The sequence below is a fragment of the Gracilibacillus sp. D59 genome (genome assembly GCF_052246695.1).
Taxonomy (GTDB): domain Bacteria; phylum Bacillota; class Bacilli; order Bacillales; family Amphibacillaceae; genus Gracilibacillus.
The window spans coordinates 247,507-267,536 of sequence record NZ_JBQQCK010000004.1 but is presented as its reverse complement, the minus strand read 5'-3'; the positions used below and the strand labels follow the sequence as shown (position 1 = coordinate 267,536).

The 20,030-nt window shown below is 36.5% G+C and carries 21 protein-coding genes; 18 read left to right on the top strand and 3 right to left on the bottom strand.

Going from position 1 to position 20,030, the window contains the following annotated elements; genetic code table 11:
• Window positions 1-62: 62 nt before the first annotated feature.
• Window positions 63-1,022 (top strand): helix-turn-helix transcriptional regulator, encoded by a 960-nt coding sequence (locus ACTWP4_RS09615; protein ID WP_443128549.1) that lies wholly within the window; start codon window positions 63-65, stop codon window positions 1,020-1,022.
• Window positions 1,023-1,054: 32 nt separating this feature from the next.
• Here the strand turns inward: ACTWP4_RS09615 and ACTWP4_RS09610 are convergent, their stop codons facing one another.
• Together ACTWP4_RS09610 and ACTWP4_RS09605 are read right to left on the bottom strand one after the other, a co-directional pair.
• Entirely contained in the window at window positions 1,055-1,648 is a 594-nt protein-coding gene (locus ACTWP4_RS09610) for a TetR/AcrR family transcriptional regulator (protein WP_443128548.1), read from the bottom strand.
• 22 nt (window positions 1,649-1,670) lie between these two features.
• Window positions 1,671-2,132: a hypothetical protein gene (locus tag ACTWP4_RS09605; protein ID WP_443128547.1), complete on the bottom strand. Its 462-nt coding sequence runs from the start codon at window positions 2,130-2,132 to the stop codon at window positions 1,671-1,673.
• Window positions 2,133-2,548: 416 nt separating this feature from the next.
• Between ACTWP4_RS09605 and ACTWP4_RS09600 the strand changes: the two genes are divergently transcribed.
• The 17 genes from ACTWP4_RS09600 to ACTWP4_RS09520 all read left to right on the top strand — a co-directional run bounded on the left by ACTWP4_RS09600 (window position 2,549) and on the right by ACTWP4_RS09520 (window position 18,543).
• Window positions 2,549-3,010, top strand: a complete 462-nt coding sequence (locus ACTWP4_RS09600) for a hypothetical protein (protein WP_443128546.1) — start codon at window positions 2,549-2,551, stop codon at window positions 3,008-3,010.
• 106 nt (window positions 3,011-3,116) lie between these two features.
• Window positions 3,117-3,683 (top strand): TIGR00730 family Rossman fold protein, encoded by a 567-nt coding sequence (locus ACTWP4_RS09595; RefSeq protein ID WP_443128545.1) that lies wholly within the window; start codon window positions 3,117-3,119, stop codon window positions 3,681-3,683.
• 86 nt (window positions 3,684-3,769) lie between these two features.
• Window positions 3,770-4,645 carry an aminoglycoside 6-adenylyltransferase gene (locus tag ACTWP4_RS09590; protein ID WP_443128544.1) on the top strand — a complete coding sequence of 292 codons (876 nt, stop codon included), beginning with the start codon at window positions 3,770-3,772 and terminating at the stop codon, window positions 4,643-4,645.
• A complete protein-coding gene (locus tag ACTWP4_RS09585; RefSeq protein WP_443128543.1) occupies window positions 4,638-5,387 on the top strand; it encodes a GNAT family N-acetyltransferase in 750 nt (249 codons plus the stop codon). The genes ACTWP4_RS09590 and ACTWP4_RS09585 overlap by 8 nt, the downstream gene beginning before the upstream one ends.
• Window positions 5,388-5,440: 53 nt before the next feature.
• On the top strand, window positions 5,441-5,761 hold the full coding sequence (locus tag ACTWP4_RS09580) for a hypothetical protein (RefSeq protein ID WP_443128542.1): 321 nt from the start codon (window positions 5,441-5,443) through the stop codon (window positions 5,759-5,761).
• 26 nt (window positions 5,762-5,787) lie between these two features.
• Window positions 5,788-6,672, top strand: a complete 885-nt coding sequence (locus tag ACTWP4_RS09575; protein WP_443128541.1) for a glycerophosphodiester phosphodiesterase — start codon at window positions 5,788-5,790, stop codon at window positions 6,670-6,672.
• A 172-nt stretch (window positions 6,673-6,844) separates the two neighbouring features.
• Window positions 6,845-7,318, top strand: coding sequence for a DinB family protein (locus ACTWP4_RS09570; protein WP_443128540.1), 474 nt, complete (start codon window positions 6,845-6,847; stop codon window positions 7,316-7,318).
• Between the two features lie 17 nt (window positions 7,319-7,335).
• Window positions 7,336-7,887: an alpha/beta fold hydrolase gene (locus ACTWP4_RS09565; protein ID WP_443128539.1), complete on the top strand. Its 552-nt coding sequence runs from the start codon at window positions 7,336-7,338 to the stop codon at window positions 7,885-7,887.
• Window positions 7,888-8,356: 469 nt separating this feature from the next.
• The gene (locus tag ACTWP4_RS09560; RefSeq protein ID WP_443128538.1) at window positions 8,357-8,980 is read left to right on the top strand and encodes a hypothetical protein; all 624 of its coding nucleotides are present in this window, start codon (window positions 8,357-8,359) and stop codon (window positions 8,978-8,980) included.
• A gap of 149 nt (window positions 8,981-9,129) precedes the next feature.
• Window positions 9,130-9,768 carry a hypothetical protein gene (locus ACTWP4_RS09555; RefSeq protein ID WP_443128537.1) on the top strand — a complete coding sequence of 213 codons (639 nt, stop codon included), beginning with the start codon at window positions 9,130-9,132 and terminating at the stop codon, window positions 9,766-9,768.
• Between the two features lie 5 nt (window positions 9,769-9,773).
• Window positions 9,774-10,487 carry an ABC transporter ATP-binding protein gene (locus ACTWP4_RS09550; RefSeq protein ID WP_443128536.1) on the top strand — a complete coding sequence of 238 codons (714 nt, stop codon included), beginning with the start codon at window positions 9,774-9,776 and terminating at the stop codon, window positions 10,485-10,487.
• Window positions 10,456-12,927, top strand: a complete 2,472-nt coding sequence (locus ACTWP4_RS09545; RefSeq protein ID WP_443128535.1) for an ABC transporter permease — start codon at window positions 10,456-10,458, stop codon at window positions 12,925-12,927. Before ACTWP4_RS09550 ends, ACTWP4_RS09545 begins: the two co-directional genes overlap by 32 nt.
• Window positions 12,928-12,939: 12 nt before the next feature.
• On the top strand, window positions 12,940-13,437 hold the full coding sequence (locus tag ACTWP4_RS09540; RefSeq protein WP_443128534.1) for a PadR family transcriptional regulator: 498 nt from the start codon (window positions 12,940-12,942) through the stop codon (window positions 13,435-13,437).
• Window positions 13,438-13,797: 360 nt separating this feature from the next.
• Entirely contained in the window at window positions 13,798-14,784 is a 987-nt protein-coding gene (locus ACTWP4_RS09535; protein WP_443128533.1) for a LacI family DNA-binding transcriptional regulator, read from the top strand.
• Window positions 14,785-14,934: 150 nt separating this feature from the next.
• Window positions 14,935-16,269: an ABC transporter substrate-binding protein gene (locus tag ACTWP4_RS09530; protein ID WP_443128532.1), complete on the top strand. Its 1,335-nt coding sequence runs from the start codon at window positions 14,935-14,937 to the stop codon at window positions 16,267-16,269.
• A 122-nt stretch (window positions 16,270-16,391) separates the two neighbouring features.
• Window positions 16,392-17,705: a carbohydrate ABC transporter permease gene (locus tag ACTWP4_RS09525; protein WP_443128612.1), complete on the top strand. Its 1,314-nt coding sequence runs from the start codon at window positions 16,392-16,394 to the stop codon at window positions 17,703-17,705.
• Window positions 17,706-17,721: 16 nt separating this feature from the next.
• Window positions 17,722-18,543 (top strand): carbohydrate ABC transporter permease, encoded by an 822-nt coding sequence (locus ACTWP4_RS09520; protein ID WP_443128531.1) that lies wholly within the window; start codon window positions 17,722-17,724, stop codon window positions 18,541-18,543.
• 32 nt (window positions 18,544-18,575) lie between these two features.
• Here the strand turns inward: ACTWP4_RS09520 and ACTWP4_RS09515 are convergent, their stop codons facing one another.
• Window positions 18,576-20,006 (bottom strand): amidase, encoded by a 1,431-nt coding sequence (locus tag ACTWP4_RS09515; RefSeq protein WP_443128530.1) that lies wholly within the window; start codon window positions 20,004-20,006, stop codon window positions 18,576-18,578.
• Window positions 20,007-20,030 lie beyond the last annotated feature (24 nt).

The window sequence follows — 20,030 nt, the reverse complement described above, 5'->3', positions numbered from 1 at the left end:
CTACAAATACGACATCCTATGTCATGATTAAAAATATATATTTTACGAAAAGGATGAGTTAGATGCGAGCAGATCGATTAATCAATATTATGGTTTTGTTGCAGAACAGAGGGAAAATAACTACGAGGGAATTGGCTAATGAATTAGAAGTCTCAAACAGGACTATTCTTAGAGACATGGATGCATTAAGTACAGCAGGAATTCCAGTGGTTGCAGAGAGAGGCAAATGGGGTGGCTGGCGCTTATTAGATAACTTTCAAAGTAAATTGAGTACATTAACATTAGAGGATATGAAAGCTTTATTTGTGTTTCCTTCAACAGAGTTACTTCAAGATTTGGGATTAACTGATTCGATAGATCCTAGACACAAGTTGCTTGCTTCGCTCCCTATTCATTATCAAGCTGATGCTCGAGCATTGTGGGATCGAATTCATATTGATGTAAGTTCTTGGAGGCAATCTAAAGAAAAAGTGGCTACCTTTAAAACAATTCAACAAGCAGTTTGGGAGGATAAAAAGCTGAAGATTTTCTACGAGAAGGCGGATGGTAACAAAGTAGAAAGATTAATTGAACCGTTAGGCTTAGTTGCAAAAGGTAACAGGTGGTATCTTGTTGCATCAAGAGATGGAGAATTGCGAAATTATCGAGCATCAAGAATTCATTCCGCAAAAATGGAAATGGGACGATTTGAACGTCCGGCTAATTTTCATTTAGCCACGTATTGGGAGCAATCAAAAGACAATTTTATTCGTAATTTGCCCGCCTATGATGTCGATGTAGAAATTGCACCGTCCATCATAAACAGAATCACTTTCACTAGTAAATTTGTGCAAGTGATGAATAAGGAGAGTGCAAATGAACAAGGTTGGCTCCCTGCAATTTTGCGTTTCAATGATCGACAGGAAGCCATAGAGTATATCTTAGGATTTGGAGATCAAATCAAAATAGTTTCGCCTGTGCACCTTATAGATGAAGTTGTGTCGTTGGCTAAGAGAGCTATTAATTTTCACCAAAGTAAGTGATACTAGATTCTACTCTGTGAGCTGTGCCCGACTTATTTGACCATCTTTGTCACCATTGTTACTAATTCACTTTTATATGTTTCTAGGTTGAAATTCTCCTGATTCATTAGCATGCTTTCACCAATAGCGCCTTGAATGATGATGGAAACATTTTTAATATCAAATCTACTAAATTCCTTCGCTTCCTGCCCAGATCGTAATATTTCCTGCAATAGGTTATATAATGGATCTTCATCATCATCCGATAATTTATAGTATGGAATATTATCTGGTGTACGGGCATTAAAGATAATTTCAATTAATGCTACGTTGTGAACGTAATGGGTAGCTTGATATGCCAATGATGCATCTATGAAAGTAATGAGTTGATCATTCGCAGATTTACTTTCATCAATTTTCTCTTTAATATATTCATATTGGTTTTTTAATAAATAGACTAGTGTGTTGTTTAATACATCCTCTTTATCTGAGAAATGATAAGAGATTAGTCCTGTACTAACTTTTGCTTTTTTTGCTATTTTGGCCAAGCTGATATTTTTATAGCCAATTTCGTCTAATGTATCAATTGTTGCCTTGATGATTTGTTCTCTTCTTGCTTGAGTGATAAAAGACGGTTGCTTCTCCATTCTTGTTCCTCCTGCATATATATTACTTTTTAGGCTTTTTTAGTTGATCGATTATCCACATAACACCAATTATAAAAAGCACGCCTAATATGATTATATCGAATTTACTTGGGTAGTTCTCGATAAACATTTTAATCGGCTCGGGGATACTTCCTTGAAAAATGAACTGTAAAACTATTCGGATCACTTGTAAAATAAGCAAGAAAAGCTGCAGCATTAAAAGCACGGGAAGTAACGTTAATCCTCCAATGAACAACTTCCAAGCTTCCTCTTTATGGAAGGCAAAGATAATAGTAGAAACTAGTAATACGACACCTATTATAGAAAATATAATGATTCGTAGCCAATGTACAATTTCTAAATTACCTTGTGTGTAGCGATAGAAAACATAAGAAAAAGCTAGTAACGACAATACAATACTTGCAAAGGGGAGAATACGTTGAAGCCAACTTGGAAGGTTTTTATACACTTCGACATTATCCATCAGATCACTCCTTATTTTGGTTGTTCAATATTTATTTTGATTAATCAATCAAATTTTATCACCCAAACAAACAATTTACAAGACAAAAAAGAAAATATCCTTGTCTAGATACCCTTCACAGCGATTAATAGCTATAGCCGTAACGACTTTGTTTAAAATAAAGAGAATGTAGGAAAGGATACAAAATTGTAACATTAATTTAATATGGATAAATGAAACTAATCACGTGGTGAAATCGTCTCCTTTATTAAGGATTAATAGAATGAAGGGACTGGAAAAATCCCTGGTTTATAAAGTGAGACTGTGATCAGTGGGTTTTACCCCACTGATCATTAGCGAAACTTATTAGGGTCTTAGCGTCTGTTATCCCCCGCTTAGCACCGTGATAATCTATTAAAGGAAGGAGCAATTAAACGTTGAGGAAGGTATCAGTTATCCTAGTTGTTCTTTTATGTCTAGTATGTGCGTGTAATACCGATGTAAAAACGGTTCAAATAGAAAATAAAGATTTTGCAAAGATATTATTTGTGCAAAAAATTGAAAATAATTTCACTTCAGAAAAATTATCGAAGCCAATAGAAGATAAAGAAAAGATAAAGAAAGTGTTATCAATGGTAGAGGGTCTTGAAGCAGAAGAAATTAATACCGATGAATTAATCAGGATCCTAGAGGATCAAGATAATTACTATATGTTTGGCTTTTATAAAGACGATAGGACAAGTCTTGGCAGAGGAGATTATGGATTTCAATTTTTGGAAAATGGAACTATTCTATTCAGCTATGATCAGCCAAGCACCCCTAGCCATCCTCTTATCACCGTAAACAGCCATCAAGATCTTTTAGAAGAAATGAAAGAAATACTAGGCATTACCTTCTGACTTAAGGTTTAAAAAATTGCTCTTTCTAATAGAAGGAATAAGTTTTTGTATATAGAAATATAGTAATAGCGGAATAAATTTATGATAAATGAGTGAGGTAAAATCAATGAAAAGGTTAGCAGTATATTGTGGATCTAGTACGGGAACTGATCCGATTTATGTAAAAGAGGCAAAAAAGCTAGGCCAACTATTAGTAGCGAATGGTATTGATCTTGTATATGGAGGTTCTAATGTAGGTTGTATGGGGGCTGTCGCCGATGGTGTGTTAGAAGCTGGTGGTAATGTGATTGGTGTCATCCCGGAAAAGTTAAAAAATGTGGAGATTGCCCATGAAAAATTGACTGAACTGCATGTAGTTCAAACCATGCATGAACGGAAAGCAATGATGGCAGATTATGCGGATGGCTTTATTGCATTGCCGGGAGGTACTGGGACATTAGAAGAATGGTTTGAAGTATTTACTTGGGCCCAAATTGGGTATCACAAGAAACCGTGTGCACTTCTTAGTATCAATAATTACTATGATCCGATTATGACGCTTTTTGATCATATGATAGAGCAAGGCTTTGTGAAACCAGCATATAAGGAATTAATTTTAATTGAAAATGATGCAAAGAAATTAATCGATTGCTTGTTAAATTATGAAGGTACTTATATACATAAATGGGGATGAAAAATGGAACCACTAACTACTTTTTTCCCTGTATAGAGTTTAAATGAAAAAGTTGAAGCAAGGGAAAAATAGGGAGGTAAGTAAGTGTGGTTAATTTAACTTACGATATCATAATCGAAAGGTTTCTGTCATTTGCGGGTCGAGAACAAAATATTCGGGCAGTGATCATAGTGGGATCAAGAGCAAGACAGGATAAACCAGCCGATAAATATTCAGATCTCGATCTAGTGATATTCGCAGAAAATCCTAATTTGTTACTTTATCATACAAAATGGTTAGAGCAAATAGGTGAATCGCATATTACCTTCCTGGAAAATACAGCAGTTGGCGGAGGTTTAGAACGAAGGGTTTTGTTTGAAGGGGGACTTGACGTCGACTTTGCCTGTTTCCCTATATCAGCAATTTCAGACATGCAATCTCATTATCAAGTATTAAGTGTTCTTGCAAAAGGAATTGACGTTCTAATAGATAAGGATAGAATCATACCTGCTTTTAAAGAGAGAATAAAGGCAGATCTTAGCAAAAAAGAAATGTCGGAAGAAATAGAAAATATGATGCAGGATTTTTGGTATCATGCAGTTCTTGCCGCAAAAAAACTATGTAGGGGTGAGTTATTAGAAGGTAAATCAATATGTGATACTTATATGAAGAACCTACTTATCTCGTTAATTAGAACGCAAGCAAAATTAAAGAACGGAATAGCGTATAACACATGGCATGGGTTTCGTTTTTTTGAAGAATGGGCTGACATTTCGATTGTAACGAAATTCAAGGATATATATGCACATTATGATAAAGAAGATGTTTGGCAAGCGCTAAAGCTTACGATGAATCTATTTGATGAACTTTCTATAGAAGTTTGTAAGTTAAAGAATCTTCCCTATCCTGCTGAAAGCATTCAATACGCAACACATTTAGTAGAATCATATAACCTTCAAGGGAGACAAAAGGTGAATGAGTAATCATCTCGATATTCAGAAAATAGAAGAATTATCGATGAATGCTTTTCCCTCACTGCAAACACAGCTTATCAATGGTTGGATCCTTCGCTTTTCAAATGGATATGCAAAAAGAGCCAACTCTGTTAATCCTATATATGATTCTCAAGAGGATATCCAACAGAAGATAGAAGAATGCGAAAAAATTTACCGAGAAAAAGGTCTAAGAGTAATCTACAAACTTACGAAACAAGTTTTCCCCAAACAATTAGACCAGATTCTTGAACAAAAAGGGTATGATGTTACCGGAGAGACAAGCGTTCAAGTGTTATCACTAAAGCAAAGGAAAATAAAAATGTCAGATAAGGCTGTTATTTCGAATCAATTTGCTGAAACATGGTTTACTGATTTTTGTGAATTAAATCATATAGCGGATACGGACCAGCATACGTTTAAACAGATGTTAAAAAATATCAGTGCAGAGGTCTGTTATATATGTTTGATTAATAATAAGGAAACTCTCGCTTGTGGAATGGGTGTGTTAGAAGATGGATGGTTGGGATTATATGATATCGTAGTAAGTGAAAAGTATAGAAATAAAGGCTATGGTGTGGAAATCGTTTCTTCTATTCTCCATTGGGGAGAAAGTCTTGGAGCAAAGAATGCTTATCTTCAAGTGATGTTAAATAATAAACAGGCAATAAACCTTTATGCAAAATTAGGATTCACTGAAGCGTATCAATATTGGTATCGAATAACAAGATGAATCAATTAGTAGATACTCATAGTTTTAAATAGAAAACAGTTGAGGTGAGGTCATTGTTTACCATCGTCGCATATTCCTCATTGATTGTAGCGCTTGTATCCTTGATTTTAGCTGTTAGCGGGAAACGTCATTTTTACTGGCTATCTGCCGTAGGTATTTATATTTTTAGTTTTATAGCGGGTTTTTCAATTGGACAATTAACAGTGGGGTTAACGTTCATACCACTATTGTTAGCTATTGCATATACTTTCAGTTGGATTAAGACTAAAGTACACATTTTACTTTTTGTTAGCTTAGGTGTAACCATTGGTTTTATCATGGTATTTTTTGTAGATGATAAATGGGTGTTTTTACCTTTCTGGATTTTTATGTAAGAAACGTTCATATTGAAGGTGATGTTGTGAAGACAGCTTTGAAATGGAGCTTCGTCGTACTTTTGGTTGTGGTAGTAATAATTGGAGCGACATATTTATGGAAGACTGAGGAAGAGGTGGGAAATGTTAATAGTGTTCCACCCGTCTCTTTATCTTCTGATAAAATTTTAAATATAGCCCATCGTGGAGCATCCGGCTATGCACCAGAACATACGTTAATTGCTTATGAGTCTGCTCAACAGATGAATGCAGATTATTTAGAGATTGACTTACACATGACAGCTGATGGAGAGTTAGTTGCGCTGCATGATGAGGATGTTTCCCGTACAACTAACGGAAGTGGTTTAGTCGAAGATATGTCTCTTAATGAGTTGAAAAATTTGGATGCCGGTTCTTGGTTCAATATAGCTTATCCTGAAAAAGCAAACGATTATTATGTTGGAATAGAAGTGCCTACTTTAGAAGAGATTCTCGATTCTTTCGGTTTACACAGTAATTATTATATCGAGATAAAAGACCCGGATTCTGTGATGACTGACAAATTTCTTAGCATGTTAGAAGACTATCACCTAATCGAAGAAAATAAAGTCATCATTCAATCCTTTAGTGAAGAGACTTTGGAACAAATTCATGCAAAATATGAGTCGATTCCGCTTATTCAACTATTGTATAAAGATGAAGCAAAGTCCGTTAATTACAATCAGATTCGACAATATGCAACAGGAGTAGGTGTTTCATACCAAGAGCTAGATCAAGAGCTTGTTCAAGAGATTCATAATGAAGATTTACATGTTCATACTTATACAGTCAATACGGAAGAGGATATGGAACAAATGATAAGGTGGGGAGTTGACGGCATTTTTACAGATTATCCTGATCGGTTGGCAGAAATACTTGCAAATAATATTTAATATAATCGATAATGACCTCCGTTCACATGTGAAAAGTGAACGGAGTTTTTTGCTTATGAAATTCAACAGAAGCGTAGCAAATAATAAGAAATGTATTGTGTGAGTCTTTGTTATACTCTCACTAACGTTTGATTGATTGAATAACTAAAACAGGGAGAAAAGGAGGAAGTACATGACAATATTTGATCAATATAAGTTGACGAGAGATTTATTTACCGATTCCATTTCATCTGTATCTAAGGATTTGATTGATCTGCACCCCCCTGGATTTCGTAATACGATTCATTGGCAGATTGGTCATGTATTAGTCATAGCAGAAGAAATTGCTAATTTCCCGCATCGAAGTAAGAGTAGTTTACCAGATGATTATAAGAAGTTGTTTGGAAGAGGTACCAAACCTAATGAGTGGCCTCAAAATGTACCAAGCATGGAACAATTGATAATAGATTTACAAGATCAAGTAAATCGAATTGGGAAGATATCACCTGAAGAGGCGCAAGAACGTTTAACAGAACCATTTGATGGGATCGACCGTTTTGAAGAGTTTGCTAGTCTTGGATTATTTTATGAGGCGATGCATTTGGGTCAGATTCTCGCAATGCAGCGAATATTGAAGCAAGATCATTCGAGTTATCATGATCTATAGTGCTGGAGGTGTAATAGGTGAAAAAGCAAATACTTTTTATCCATAGTGCAGGGCCACAGGGTCCTCAGCAAGGAAGTAGTGATTTAATCGAATATCTACAAGATCAACTTGGTGATACGTATCATTTGATATCTCCTAAAATGCCTAATCCGGAAAATCCTGAGTATGCCAGATGGAAAGATGCATTAACTAATATATTCGCTAACTTGGATAATGAAGTAATACTTATTGGCCATTCGCTGGGTGGGTCGGTTCTATTAAAATATATTACGGAAATGGATGTACATCCTGACATTGCTAGTTTGTTTCTAATTGCATCACCATACTGGGGAAAAGATGAGGACTGGCAGGCTGAGGAGTTTACCCTAACAGAGAATTTTACATCAAATCTTCCACACATATCCAACATATATTTGTATCATGGCACGGATGATCAGGTAGTGCCGGTTACGCACATCCATCACTACACAAACAAAATTCCTCAAGCTATTACTAGAGTATTTGAAAGAGAAGATCATTACTTTTCTAATGGTATACCCGATCTCATAACTGATATAAGATTCTCTTAGCTAGTTCTAGCATCTATTTAGGAACCGGAGTTGAAGATGCTATTGTACAGGCACAAGAAGCAGCAAAATAAAGTTAGAATCTCAAGAAGTCACAGATGGTTCAAATGTTACACACTTAAAGTATAAGCTGTTGTATTAGAATTTTGGTTTTGTTACGGACAGTTTAGAGTCCATATGCAAAATTGTGTCCGTAAAAACAGATCTTATGGACAGTATGAGGGAAATGCGAGCAATTTTGTCCATAAGAATGCGTCTTACAGACAGTTTATAGTAAACAAGTCAAAATGTGTCCATAAGATAGATTCTTATGGACACAAAATCGTGAAAACCTGTAATCGTGTCCGTAATAACCTCCTATCCTCCATCTCTTTTATAAAATCTTCCGAATAATGCTTAGAAATAATCAGGAACTATTAGTAAAATGAGTATCATAACGGAATTATCCATTAGAAGGTTGGGTTAGAAAACTATGAATCTTGATAGGAAAACGAAACTAGTAGTTTTACACGCGCACCATAGTAACATTGATTATACGGAGACAGCACTTAAAAGTACCAACGTAGAACAAATTCACCACGTTGATCCTGGTCTTATTGATGCGATTAAAAATAAATCAACGCAACAGATCGAAAAAAGAGTAAAGACTCAATTAGAATGGTTGGCATCTGCTAAGCCAGATGCTATTTTAATCACGTGTACCAATTATAGTCTATATATAAAGGAATCTGAGATAAACGATATTCCCATACTAAAAATAGACGATTTATTTTTCCGGTCTCTCATTGATTTCCCAGCTGCAACTTTATGTTTTACCAATCCTGCTACAGTGGAAGGTACTATTAATCGACTTAAACAGCAACCAAACGTAAAAGCTGATTTCCAGGTGGAGATCATTGATCATGCTTTTGAGCTACTAATGTCTAATAAGCAAGACGCATATAGTGAAGTGATTATTGACTATATCGAAAATAATCCGCCTCAGGGGTTTATAGTATTTACTCAGCTTTCCATGCATCAGGCAGCCACACACTTGAAAAATAAAGGGTTTAGTGTTATTTCCCCGGTTGATGCCTTGAAAGAGTTAGAAATATAAATGAGTTAAATAAAAAAATTGCCGAAAGAGTACATGTAGTACTTTTTCGGTTTTTTTACAATTGGCCTTCAAAAACTGATTGACTTTATATACTGAGTAAGTATATACTCAATATATATTTACTCAGTATATAAAAAAGGGTGGGAAGATTGAATTTTATCGTTCATTACCAATGGGAAATCTTTATTGCCGCTGAAATACTATCACTGGTCTGCTTATTGTTATTTGGCGGAGTGCGTTATTTGTTTGGAAAGAGGAAACAAAGTTTATTCTTTCTGTTTTTGTTTCTCTTCTTACTAATTCTAGAAGTTGGATTAGCCTTCCTGATCTATAACGAAACAGGTGAAATCTCCACATTCCAAATAGTTATTACTATATTTGTTATTTATGCATGCACGTTCGGTATTAACGATTTTAAAAAGCTTGATCGATGGATGCGGATAAAAATAGGAAAGTGGAGAGGTATCGATTTACTAACAGAAAAAGATAAGGCGATTATGAAAAAGCAACAGGATCCAAAGTATTTTGCGAAAATAAATCGATATAGTGCAATAGCTCATTTATTTATATTTGTTATCGTACAAACGGGTTTCTGGCTATATGGATTGGGAGATTTCGGACACTTCAGAGAATATATTACCGATTTTTCCTGGGTTGGAACGGAGGACTTAGCGAAAACGCCATATCCAAATGAGACACTCTATCGTATTTCGATGTTATGGGGGTTAATATTTATCGTTGATTTTATCTGGTCGATGTCTTATACCATTTTTCCGGCGAAAGGATGAAAAAGTTGATTAAAACAATAGGTTTAACAAAGGATTTTAAGGCAGGAAAAGAGATGGTTTCCGTATTAAAAGGAGTAGAGTTCACCGTCAAAGAAGGGGAGTTTGTAGGGATTATAGGACCAAGTGGATCTGGAAAGACGACACTGTTGCATTTATTGGCAGGGTTGGATACCCCAACAGATGGGTCTATTCAGTTAAATGGAAAGGAATTATCATCCCAATCTGAAAAGCAGCGTACTATTCTTCGGCGTCAGAAGATAGGATTGGTTTTTCAAAATTATCAATTATTGCCTACTTTAACTGTGTTCGAGAATATTGCTTTTTCACTGCATGCAGATGGGAAAAGGACTTCCGCAAAAGACGTGAGCGAGCTTCTAGAAGCAGTCGACCTGAAGGGGTATGAGAAGCGTTTTCCCCATGAGCTTAGTGGAGGGCAACAGCAAAGAGTAGCAATCGCAAGAGCGTTAATCCATAAACCAGCTATTTTATTAGCAGATGAGCCGACCGGAAATTTAGATCGAGAACGCTCCAGTGAAATTCTCGACTTATTAGCTAAACTTCATCAGGAACGAAATCAAACGATTGTGATGGTGACACATGATATGTTTGCGGCAGGTTATTCAGATCGAATTGTGTTATTTAAAGATGGGGTGATTGAAGCAGAAGTACAAAGAGAGGATGAAGAATATGCGTTTTTCCTTTCTCGTTTCATGGCGTAACCTGACCCGGCATAAAACACGCTTTTTCCTAACGCTTATTGCCATGATTTTAAGTGTTACCGTAATGACCAGTATGCTGATAGCGAAAGAAACCACGATTAAAATCATGGATGAACAAGAGCAGTTATATGCAGGAGATGCTGATTTTTGGATAAAGAGCAATCAGCGTTTTTTTTCAGAGAGTGAAGTGGAGTGGGTAAAAGATCGTGAGGAAGTCACAAATGGTGTTGCAGCGTTACTTAAACAAGGATTTATAAATATAGAGACGGAGAACCTTGCACAAGCTTCCGTTAGGGTTTCGGGTGTTTCGAGTTATGATCATGAACTAATTGAATTACCTGTTAAAGAAGGGGATGTCACTAAAGAAGGTTTAATCATTACGGAAAATGCTGCTGCTCTATGGGAAAAAGGAGTCGGGGATACAGTAACATTTCAGAACATGGGGCAGATCGAAGTGACGGCAGTTGTTTATGAAGGAGCAATGCTGAGCAGTCCCGAAACATTAGAAGGATCGACTTTCCGTGATGCACGCGTCATGGTGCCTTTAGATACTTTACAAGAATGGACTGGGATGGAAGGGCAAATCTCTAATTACCGTTTTTCAGTAAAAGGGGAAGAACAAACAGAATTCTTGGAAGCCTATCAAGCGCACCTAGAAGGCTCACAATTATTTGTGCAGCCGGTAGTTGTTGACAGTCAACAGAATAATGATGTAGCAGGTCTATATTTCATGTTTGATATTATTGCTATTCTTTCTATATTCATCAGTGCATTTATTGTTTTTAATATGCTTTATACAACTATTGTTGAAAGAAGGAAAGAATTTGCTGTAATGAAAAGTCTGGGTTATACAAATGAAAGCATTAGACGACTGATAATAAACGAAATCGGGGTTCTTGCCGTCATAGGTTCAGTACTTGGATTACCACTAGGTGTGTGGTTAGGTTCTTTTCTTCAGGAGATGTTTATGTCTGCCATTGCTACCCAAACGATTACCTATGAATTAGAACTGGTTAAACCTTTAGTAATTTCAGGAATGGTTAGTCTTGCTTTTCCTTATCTTGCCGTCATATTTCCCATTTATCAAGCTGGAAAAACGTCTGTTATGGAGGCATTATCAGAGAGCCCAATTAATAATCGTCATAGAAGTGGAAAGGGGTCGCTTATACGTATCCTAGCGGGTGTTATCTGCACAGGAATTGGATTGATTGATAATACTTGGGCATTCTTACTCTTATTCGTCGGTTTAGTACTGTTGTATCCAATTTGGATGAAGCTATTTCAGTGGTTATTACAACCTCTATATAAACTGTTTTTCCGATATGCAGGAGAGCAAGCTATCCGATCTGTGAAGCAATTCGAAAATCGAAATGTAAATACATCTGCCATGCTAGCGATAGGTGTGAGTTTAGCCTTATTTATGAGTGCTGCTTTAGAATCTTTGCCTGATGGAATAGAAGACGATATTCAGTCCACTTTTGGTGGGGATATACATGTGGAGAAAGAAACACCGTGGGTAGATACAGAATTGGAAAAAGTTAACAAGATAAAAGGTGTAAGTGATACTATCCCTTATGCGGAAATTCCCAACATAACATGGCAAACAAAAACAGGTGGATTACGAGAGTTTTCGATTATTAGTTATACTGGTGAACCACATAATGCGGAGCTGTTTGACATTTCGCAAATAACGGAAGAGCAGGGAGAGAATCCGGCAATTTTTATTGGGGAAAGAGCATTAGCAGAATGGGGAGGTGAGCTTGGTGAAGATATAACATTGAATACCCCTTCTGGTCTAGTAACCTTTTTTGTCAAAGGAACTGTTCAAACTTCTCATTATATGAACTATGTTGCATTTGTAGAAGACAGTGTATTGACGACTAACTTAAATTGGCCAGAGAAGTTTCATCTGATTATTGATACAACTGATGAAGGAACGATTCCGCTCGTTTTTACACAACTTTGGCATTCCTTTGAGGATTCGCTAGTAAAGGTCAACCTAATTACAGTTAGTATTGAACAGGGGAAGCAAGCTTTAACAGGAATGCAGGAATTAATGCAAGGCTTGTTATTGTTGATTATTGCCTTATCTGCTATCGGTATTAGTAATACATTATTGATGAATACGATGGAACGGATAAAAGAGCTGGGTACAATGCGAGCGATTGGTTTTACAAGAACACAGGTAAAGGTTATGATAATGGCCGAGGGTCTTATGATCGGTATTACCGGAATTATTATAGGCACGTTATATGGTATACTAGTCATTTACCTTAATGCCCATTCTGCTCAAGGTCAAGCCTTACTGAGCTTTACAGTTCCCGGGATGAGCTTGTTTTTAGCAATTGCAGGAGGATTATTGTTTACACTTCTTGCTTCATGGTTTCCGAGCAGAACAGCATCACATTTACCAGTGAAAGAAGCGATAAACTATGAATAAGCGGGGATTACCATGTCAGTAAAACATTCTATGCTTGCATTATTATATGAAAAACCGAGACACGGCTATGAATTGAAAACAGGCTTCGAAGAACTTGTTCAAGGAATGTGGCCACTCAATGCCGGCCAAGTATATACCACTCTTGATCGGTTGGAGCGTGATGCTTTAGTAGAATCTCCGGGAAACGACCAAAAGGATCGTAAGCTCTATACGATAACACAAGCAGGTAAAGAAGAACTGTGGAATTGGTTAGAAAAGCCGGTCGGACGGTCATTATTAAAAGACGAATTTTATTTTAAGTTTCTCTGTGCTGATCATGTAGCATACGATGAGAAACAAAAAATGATCAAGAAACAAAAAGAAACGATGATAAAGGACGTACTTCATTTAACCCATTTAAAAAAGCAAATGACACAATCAGGAAATAATACGATGAAAATGCTTATCGAAGGCGCCTTATTACACTTAGAAGCGGATATAAAATGGCTGGATATGCTTGCAGGATCGTAGTAAAGAAAAAAAGGAAATTTTGCAAGAAATGGACCGAGATACGTATTACATATTCGTATCTCGGTTATTAGGTGAGGAAACGGGCATAAGAAATGGTCGTTTCCTAACGGTCTTATAAAGGGTACTTATCACAAAGCTAAGCTGTATTATCACTATTGTTTTGCTTCATCATATCTCTATTTTTGAAATCATTGTTATGTAACAGTGTGTAATTGACTTTATTCTGGACTATATTATACTGTTATCAAAATGTAATGGATTACATTTCGAAAGATAAAAATAGACGCAGATATGATGAAGTTTCATTTTTTTATATTAATAATGGGAAAAATTTAATGATGCTAGAAAGAAGGTATTACCATGCCAACTATTCAAGATGTAGCAAAAAAAGCAGGAGTTTCAGTTGCGACCGTTTCCCGTGTTTTGAACAATCCCTCTGCAGTTACCGAAAAAACGAGGGAAAAAGTTCAGCATGCGATGCAAGAATTAGATTACTCGCCAAGCATTTTAGGTAGAAATCTCAGGAATTCTGAAAGTAGGATGTTGCTTGTCTTGATACCAAAAATATCAAACCCTTTCTATTTGCGAATTGTTGAAGGAATTGAAGAGACTGCACTAGAGAACGGGTATAATATATTAGTCTGTCAAACTCATTCCAAAACTGAAAGGGAAAGTGTCTATTTTGATCTATTAAGAAACCGATTAGCGGATGGTGCTATAACAATGGATCCCACGATAGATAAAGAGAAACTTGTTCAACTGGCTAGGCAATTTCCGATTGTACAATGTAGTGAGTATGACAAAGATAAAAGCTTGTCTTATATAACAATTGATAGTGAATTGGCAGCCTATCAAATGACAAAATTTCTCTTAAAACAAGGGCATAAGCGAATTGTCTTAATCAATAGTGATGAAAAATTTCTATACGCTCGCGAACGAAAAAAAGGTTTTCTTAGAGCATTAAAAGAATTTGATATAGAATTTGAAGATGATTGGATTTATAAAACAAATTATGTGTCGTTTGAAGCTGGTCAACATGCAATGAGGTCAATATTGAGTAGCAAGGAAGGGAAGTTTACTGCAGTTTTTGCTGTATCAGATGTATTAGCTATAGGTGCGTTAAAGGAGTTAAATACACTAGGCATCCATGTTCCTGATGAGATGGCGATCGTTGGTTTCGACAAAATTGACTTTACCAACATGACATTCCCAAGATTAACAACGGTTGCACAACCAATGTATCAAATGGGCAGTATGGCAGTAGATATGTTAATAAAAAAAATCCGTGGCGAGAAAATAGAAGATGTCATATTAGATCATGAATTAATTATAAGAGAGTCTACTTAAAGATTGCGGCGCACCTTTTTCCACTGATTAAATTAAGATAATTTATTTTCAAAAATCATTGACTTGTATATACAGTTGATATAGAATCAAAAATGTAATCGATTTCAAACAGTTGAATGAAATCGAAAATCTGTAATAGGGGGTTCTGTTATGGAACAGATGAAAAGATTTTTACTAGTAGGTATTATCTTAGTATTGGCTATTTTTGTTGCAGCGTGTAATAGTGATAGTACATCAGAAACAGATAATGCAGAAGGTACATCTGATGAAGAAACAAACAGTGAAGGAAATGAAAGCGCTTCAGAAGAAGAGGAAGTAACTATTGTTTATGCTCGTGGTGTAGATACTACCGGAGCAATTGATTTAGTGATTGAAGCTTTTGAGGAACAAAACCCTAATATCAATGTTGAATTTAGAGAGATGCCAGCTGATACCGGTCAATCACATGATCAATATGTAACCATGTTCAGTTCGATGAGTGATGAAGTCGATGTATTCGATGCTGATGTTATTTGGCCGGCAGAATTTGCGCAAGCAAACTATGCATTAGAGTTAGATCGATTTATCGAACGCGATGGTATCGACATGGATGCTTATTTTCCAGGTACTGTAGCAGCGGCTAACTTTAACGGTAAACAATGGGCAATGCCGAAGTTTACAGATGCAGGTATGCTTTACTACAGAACAGATATTGTGGATAAAGCACCTGAGACATGGGATGAATTAATTGCTCAAGCAAGTGAGTTGCAAGGTGAAGAAGGTACAAAATTTGGATACTTAATGCAAGCAGCACAATACGAAGGTTTAGTATGTAACTTTATCGAATTTATCGCCTCATATGGTGGGCAAGTTATTGACGAAGATAACAATGTTGTCGTAAACAGCCCAGAAACGGTAAAAGGTCTTGAAAAATTAGCCGAAGTCGTTAACTCTGACTTCGTACCAGATAATATCCTAAACTTTATGGAGACAGAAACAGAAAATGCGTGGATTGCTGGTGAATCTGTATTTGCACGTAACTGGCCATATTTACAAGCGTCTTCACAAGATGAAGAGCGTTCTTCTGTAGTAGATAATGTGGATATTGCACCACTTCCTGCAGGGGATGCAGGTCATGCAGCAACTTTAGGTGGTTGGATGGGAATGATAAACCGCTATTCTAAGCATCCAGAAGAAGCTTGGGAGTTCTTAAAATTCATGACAGGTGAAGAAGGTCAAAAAATAATCGCTGTAAATGGTGGTCGTGCACCAACTATAGAAGCGCTTTATGATGATCCGGAAGTACAAGAGGCAGGTCCTTTATTCTCAAATCCTGAATTTGTTAGCGTATTGAAATCTGCTGTACCGCGTCCAGTATCGCCGATTTATCCAGAAATTTCTGATATTATGCAAATCGAGATTTCTAAAGTGTTAACAGGCGATCAATCAGCCGAGACCGCTGCAGAAAATATGCAAATAAAAATAGAGGAAGCAATGGCAGAATAAAGGTATTTTAAAAAAAGAAAAAAGCAAGATGGACAACAATATTTGCATCTTGCTTTTTCTTTCAAGTACATCTTGACCTAAGTGCATAGGTGTATTTGATAGAAAAGGAGGTTAGTTAAATGATGAGAAAATTTCAATTAAATGAAAAGCAACTCGGTTATGCCATGATATTACCGTCATTAATATTAGTCTGTATCGTGACATTATGGCCTGTTGCACAATCCTTCTATAATAGTTTATTTGATTATCGATTAAATGACCCAACTCGTTCACAAAAAATGTTAAATGCAAATATTGATCTAGAACGCTATGTAGATAATTACTTTTATATAGACAGTCAATTAAGTAATTTAGAAAGTAACGCGGAAGGAGAACAGTTGGAGGCGGTGCAAAAAGCAAGGGAAACCGTAGATACTTATCATAGTGAATTAACTGATGATGCCGCAATTAATGCTAAAATCAAGCAAATTGATGAGATGTTAATGAATTTTCAGCCAGTATCCGATTCAGAATTAAAATATACCGAAGTAGACAATGATTTTGCTGAAGAGTATCGGGCGGCTTTGCAAGAATCAGCTAGTGAATTCAGCTCAATTGCTTCCTCTCTAGAGAATGAAGAATTAGCTCAAAGCTTTCAACAAGCGGGGGAATTGCTTTCTTCTACTAGTGACAACATATTAGCATCTAATTTTATTGGCTTATCAAATTACGTTAAATACTTTAAAGATCAACGAATGTGGCAGTCATTATGGAATACTATCTATTTCACGGTAGTTTCGGTCGGTTTTGAACTTGTATTAGGTCTAGGTATTGCATTATTAATCAATCGCTCATTCAAAGGACGTGGATTAGTCCGTGCTTCTGTATTAATCCCATGGGCAATTCCGACAGCTGTTGCTGCCATGATGTGGGGCTTTTTATATGATGGGCAAACCGGGATTATTGGACATTACTTCGAACAATTAGGCTTCATATCAGATGCGTCATGGTTACTCTCGACCTCTGATGGTGGAATGTTTTCTGTTATCTTTGCAGATGTGTGGAAAACAACTCCATATATGGCATTACTATTACTTGCAGGCTTACAAACGATTCCTAGTTCGTTGTATGAAGCGAGTGATGTGGATGGTGCCAATAAATTTCAACAATTTTTCAAAATTACTTTACCACTACTAAAGTCATCGATTCTTGTGGCTTTATTATTCAGAACATTAGACGCCTTCCGCGTGTTTGACTTAATTTACGTATTAACTGGTGGAGGACCAGCAAATGCCACTGAATCTATTTCCATCTATGCTTATATTACATTATTCTCACAACAGAATTTTGGCGAGGGCTCCGTATTATCAGTAATTGTGTTCTTATGTGTGGCATTAATAAGTTTCATTTACGTACGTCTAATTGGTTCGGACTTATTCACAGGACGTACGAAATAGAGAGGGGAGTAATAATATGAAGAAACGGGCTGGTATTAGCTTTTATATCTTTCTTGCGTTATTTGTATTTTTAGTTATGTTTCCATTTATATGGGTGTTTTTAACATCGATTAAACCAGTTGGGGAAATCTTTACATCATTTAAATGGTTTACAACAAATCCAACGTTATCTTCTTATGAAGCAGCACTTACGAACCGACCATTAATGCGTTATATGTTGAATAGTTTTGTTGTTTCCACCTTAACGACATTATTAGCAGTTGGTTGTGCTTCATTTGCAGCATATGCCGTTACAAGGTTACCGATCAAAGGGAAAGGCTGGTTTTTAGGAATCGTCCTGGCAGCATCTATGTTCCCACAAATTGCGATTATTTCGCCAATGTTTAATTTGATTACATCTTTGGGCTTACGTAATAGCTATTTCGGTTTAGTAATCCCATATATTACGATCAGTTTGCCATTATCGATATGGATTCTTTCCACCTTCTTTCAAAAGATTCCGTTTGAATTAGAGGAGTCTGCAAAATTAGATGGTGCTAGTCCATTTCAAACGTTTCGTAAAATTATCTTCCCTCTAGCAACGCCAGGTATTTTTACTACAGCGATCTTAGTTTTTATCGCCGCTTGGAATGAGTATCTATTTGCCTTAACCATTAATAGTGATGATAAATGGAGAACTGTTCCAGTAGGGATATCCATGTATCAAAGTGAATTTTCTATTCCGTGGGGCGATATTTCCGCGGCAACAGTTATCGTAACAGTTCCGATCGTTATTTTAGTATTGTTATTCCAAAAACGGATTGTTTCAGGTTTAACTTCTGGTTCAGTTAAGGAGTAAAGATGGGGGAGGTTGATTGCCGCCCTCCCTCATTATAAGTTGTTGCTAATATTTTGATAGTAATGAAACCATGGTTTTTCTTTTTCTATCTGGGAAGCGAGTTGGAATAACAGCTCATCCTCTCCTAGCCTGCCAAAGAAGTGAGTGCCGATGGGGAGTCCATCATTTGTCCAATGGGTTGGAACACTCATTGCCGGTTGCCCCGTCGCATTTGCGATCGGCATAAATGGATTATAATCTAACATGTTATCCAACATTTGTTGATACGCATCAGTTTTTGGTTCTGCTAGTTCTCCTATTTTTGCTGGTAATTTGTTTAAGGTCGGTGTCATCCATACATCCACATCATGAAAAAATGCTAAGATTTTTTGTGCTTCTTTCTGGATGTATACCCGCGATTCTTCATACTCTAAAGCAGACAAATCTCTACCGTATTTTAAAATATCAAAGGTTAACGACTCTAAGTTGTTGCAAGTAGGTTTTTGACCTGACATCAGTCCAGAATGCTTGATAATAGCGGATCCACTTCCCATCCAAATATTAATAAAATGTTTGGCAAGTTCTTGAAAATCGATTTTTGGCATTCTCTCCACTACTTCATGTCCTAAGTCCTTGATGAGTTGTACAGTGTTCTCCATGTTAATTCTTGTCTCCGAATCAAAATGAATAGTCTCATCTTCTTGATATTGAACAGCAATTTTCAGTTTTCTTGGAGTTTTATTGCTGCGTTCTAAAAAGTTGTTCTGTGTAGCAAAACTGGGGTACAGCTGGTGATCGCCAGCTCCGTTTAAAACATCCAATAATGCCGCGCTATCTCTGACAGAACGAGTAAGTGCGTGATTAATAGAAAAGTGATTCATATAAGAAGGATATGGCATTCTTCCTCTGCTTGGCTTTAAACCAAATAGTCCACAAGCAGAAGCCGGGATCCGAATCGATCCACCACCATCATTAGCATGAGCAAAAGGAATTAAACCAGCCGCAACTGCAGCAGCAGAACCCCCGCTTGATCCGCCTGGTGAACGGTCTATATTCCACGGATTTTTAGTCGGTCCGAATAGTTCTGGTTCTGTGTTGGGTAGAAATCCAAACTCAGGTGTATTGGTCTTTCCTAGAAAGATAAGTCCAGCATGTTCAAATCGATGAACGATTTCGTCATTTTCAGGAGCGATAAAATCCTTCAACATTGCAGAACCACTGGTTTGTCTTACTCCTTTAACCGCGTTTAGATCTTTTATTAAAAAAGGAAGTCCAGTAACTTTACCTTCATGACCTTTCATTTTTTTTGCTTTTTCTCGCCCTAGTTCAAAACTTTTTGTTACTACCGCATTTAATATAGGATTGTATTGCTCGATTTGATGGATATAAAAGTCAGTTAGTTCTAATACAGATATCTCCTTTTGATCCAATAACTCTTTTTGACCTAGAGCATCTAGTTGAAGTAATTGATTAAAGTGTTTCATTTAAATGTATGCCTCCTTTTTCAG

Coding starts and splice junctions, on each gene's coding strand:
- ACTWP4_RS09570 (WP_443128540.1), top strand. CDS start 6,845: ATGACAATATTTGATCAATATAAGTTGACGAGAGATTTATTTACCGAT.
- ACTWP4_RS09530 (WP_443128532.1), top strand. CDS start 14,935: ATGGAACAGATGAAAAGATTTTTACTAGTAGGTATTATCTTAGTATTG.
- ACTWP4_RS09515 (WP_443128530.1), bottom strand. CDS start 20,006: ATGAAACACTTTAATCAATTACTTCAACTAGATGCTCTAGGTCAAAAA.
- ACTWP4_RS09525 (WP_443128612.1), top strand. CDS start 16,392: ATGAGAAAATTTCAATTAAATGAAAAGCAACTCGGTTATGCCATGATA.
- ACTWP4_RS09545 (WP_443128535.1), top strand. CDS start 10,456: ATGCGTTTTTCCTTTCTCGTTTCATGGCGTAACCTGACCCGGCATAAA.
- ACTWP4_RS09615 (WP_443128549.1), top strand. CDS start 63: ATGCGAGCAGATCGATTAATCAATATTATGGTTTTGTTGCAGAACAGA.
- ACTWP4_RS09520 (WP_443128531.1), top strand. CDS start 17,722: ATGAAGAAACGGGCTGGTATTAGCTTTTATATCTTTCTTGCGTTATTT.
- ACTWP4_RS09535 (WP_443128533.1), top strand. CDS start 13,798: ATGCCAACTATTCAAGATGTAGCAAAAAAAGCAGGAGTTTCAGTTGCG.
- ACTWP4_RS09540 (WP_443128534.1), top strand. CDS start 12,940: ATGTCAGTAAAACATTCTATGCTTGCATTATTATATGAAAAACCGAGA.
- ACTWP4_RS09610 (WP_443128548.1), bottom strand. CDS start 1,648: ATGGAGAAGCAACCGTCTTTTATCACTCAAGCAAGAAGAGAACAAATC.
- ACTWP4_RS09595 (WP_443128545.1), top strand. CDS start 3,117: ATGAAAAGGTTAGCAGTATATTGTGGATCTAGTACGGGAACTGATCCG.
- ACTWP4_RS09585 (WP_443128543.1), top strand. CDS start 4,638: ATGAGTAATCATCTCGATATTCAGAAAATAGAAGAATTATCGATGAAT.
- ACTWP4_RS09560 (WP_443128538.1), top strand. CDS start 8,357: ATGAATCTTGATAGGAAAACGAAACTAGTAGTTTTACACGCGCACCAT.
- ACTWP4_RS09605 (WP_443128547.1), bottom strand. CDS start 2,132: ATGGATAATGTCGAAGTGTATAAAAACCTTCCAAGTTGGCTTCAACGT.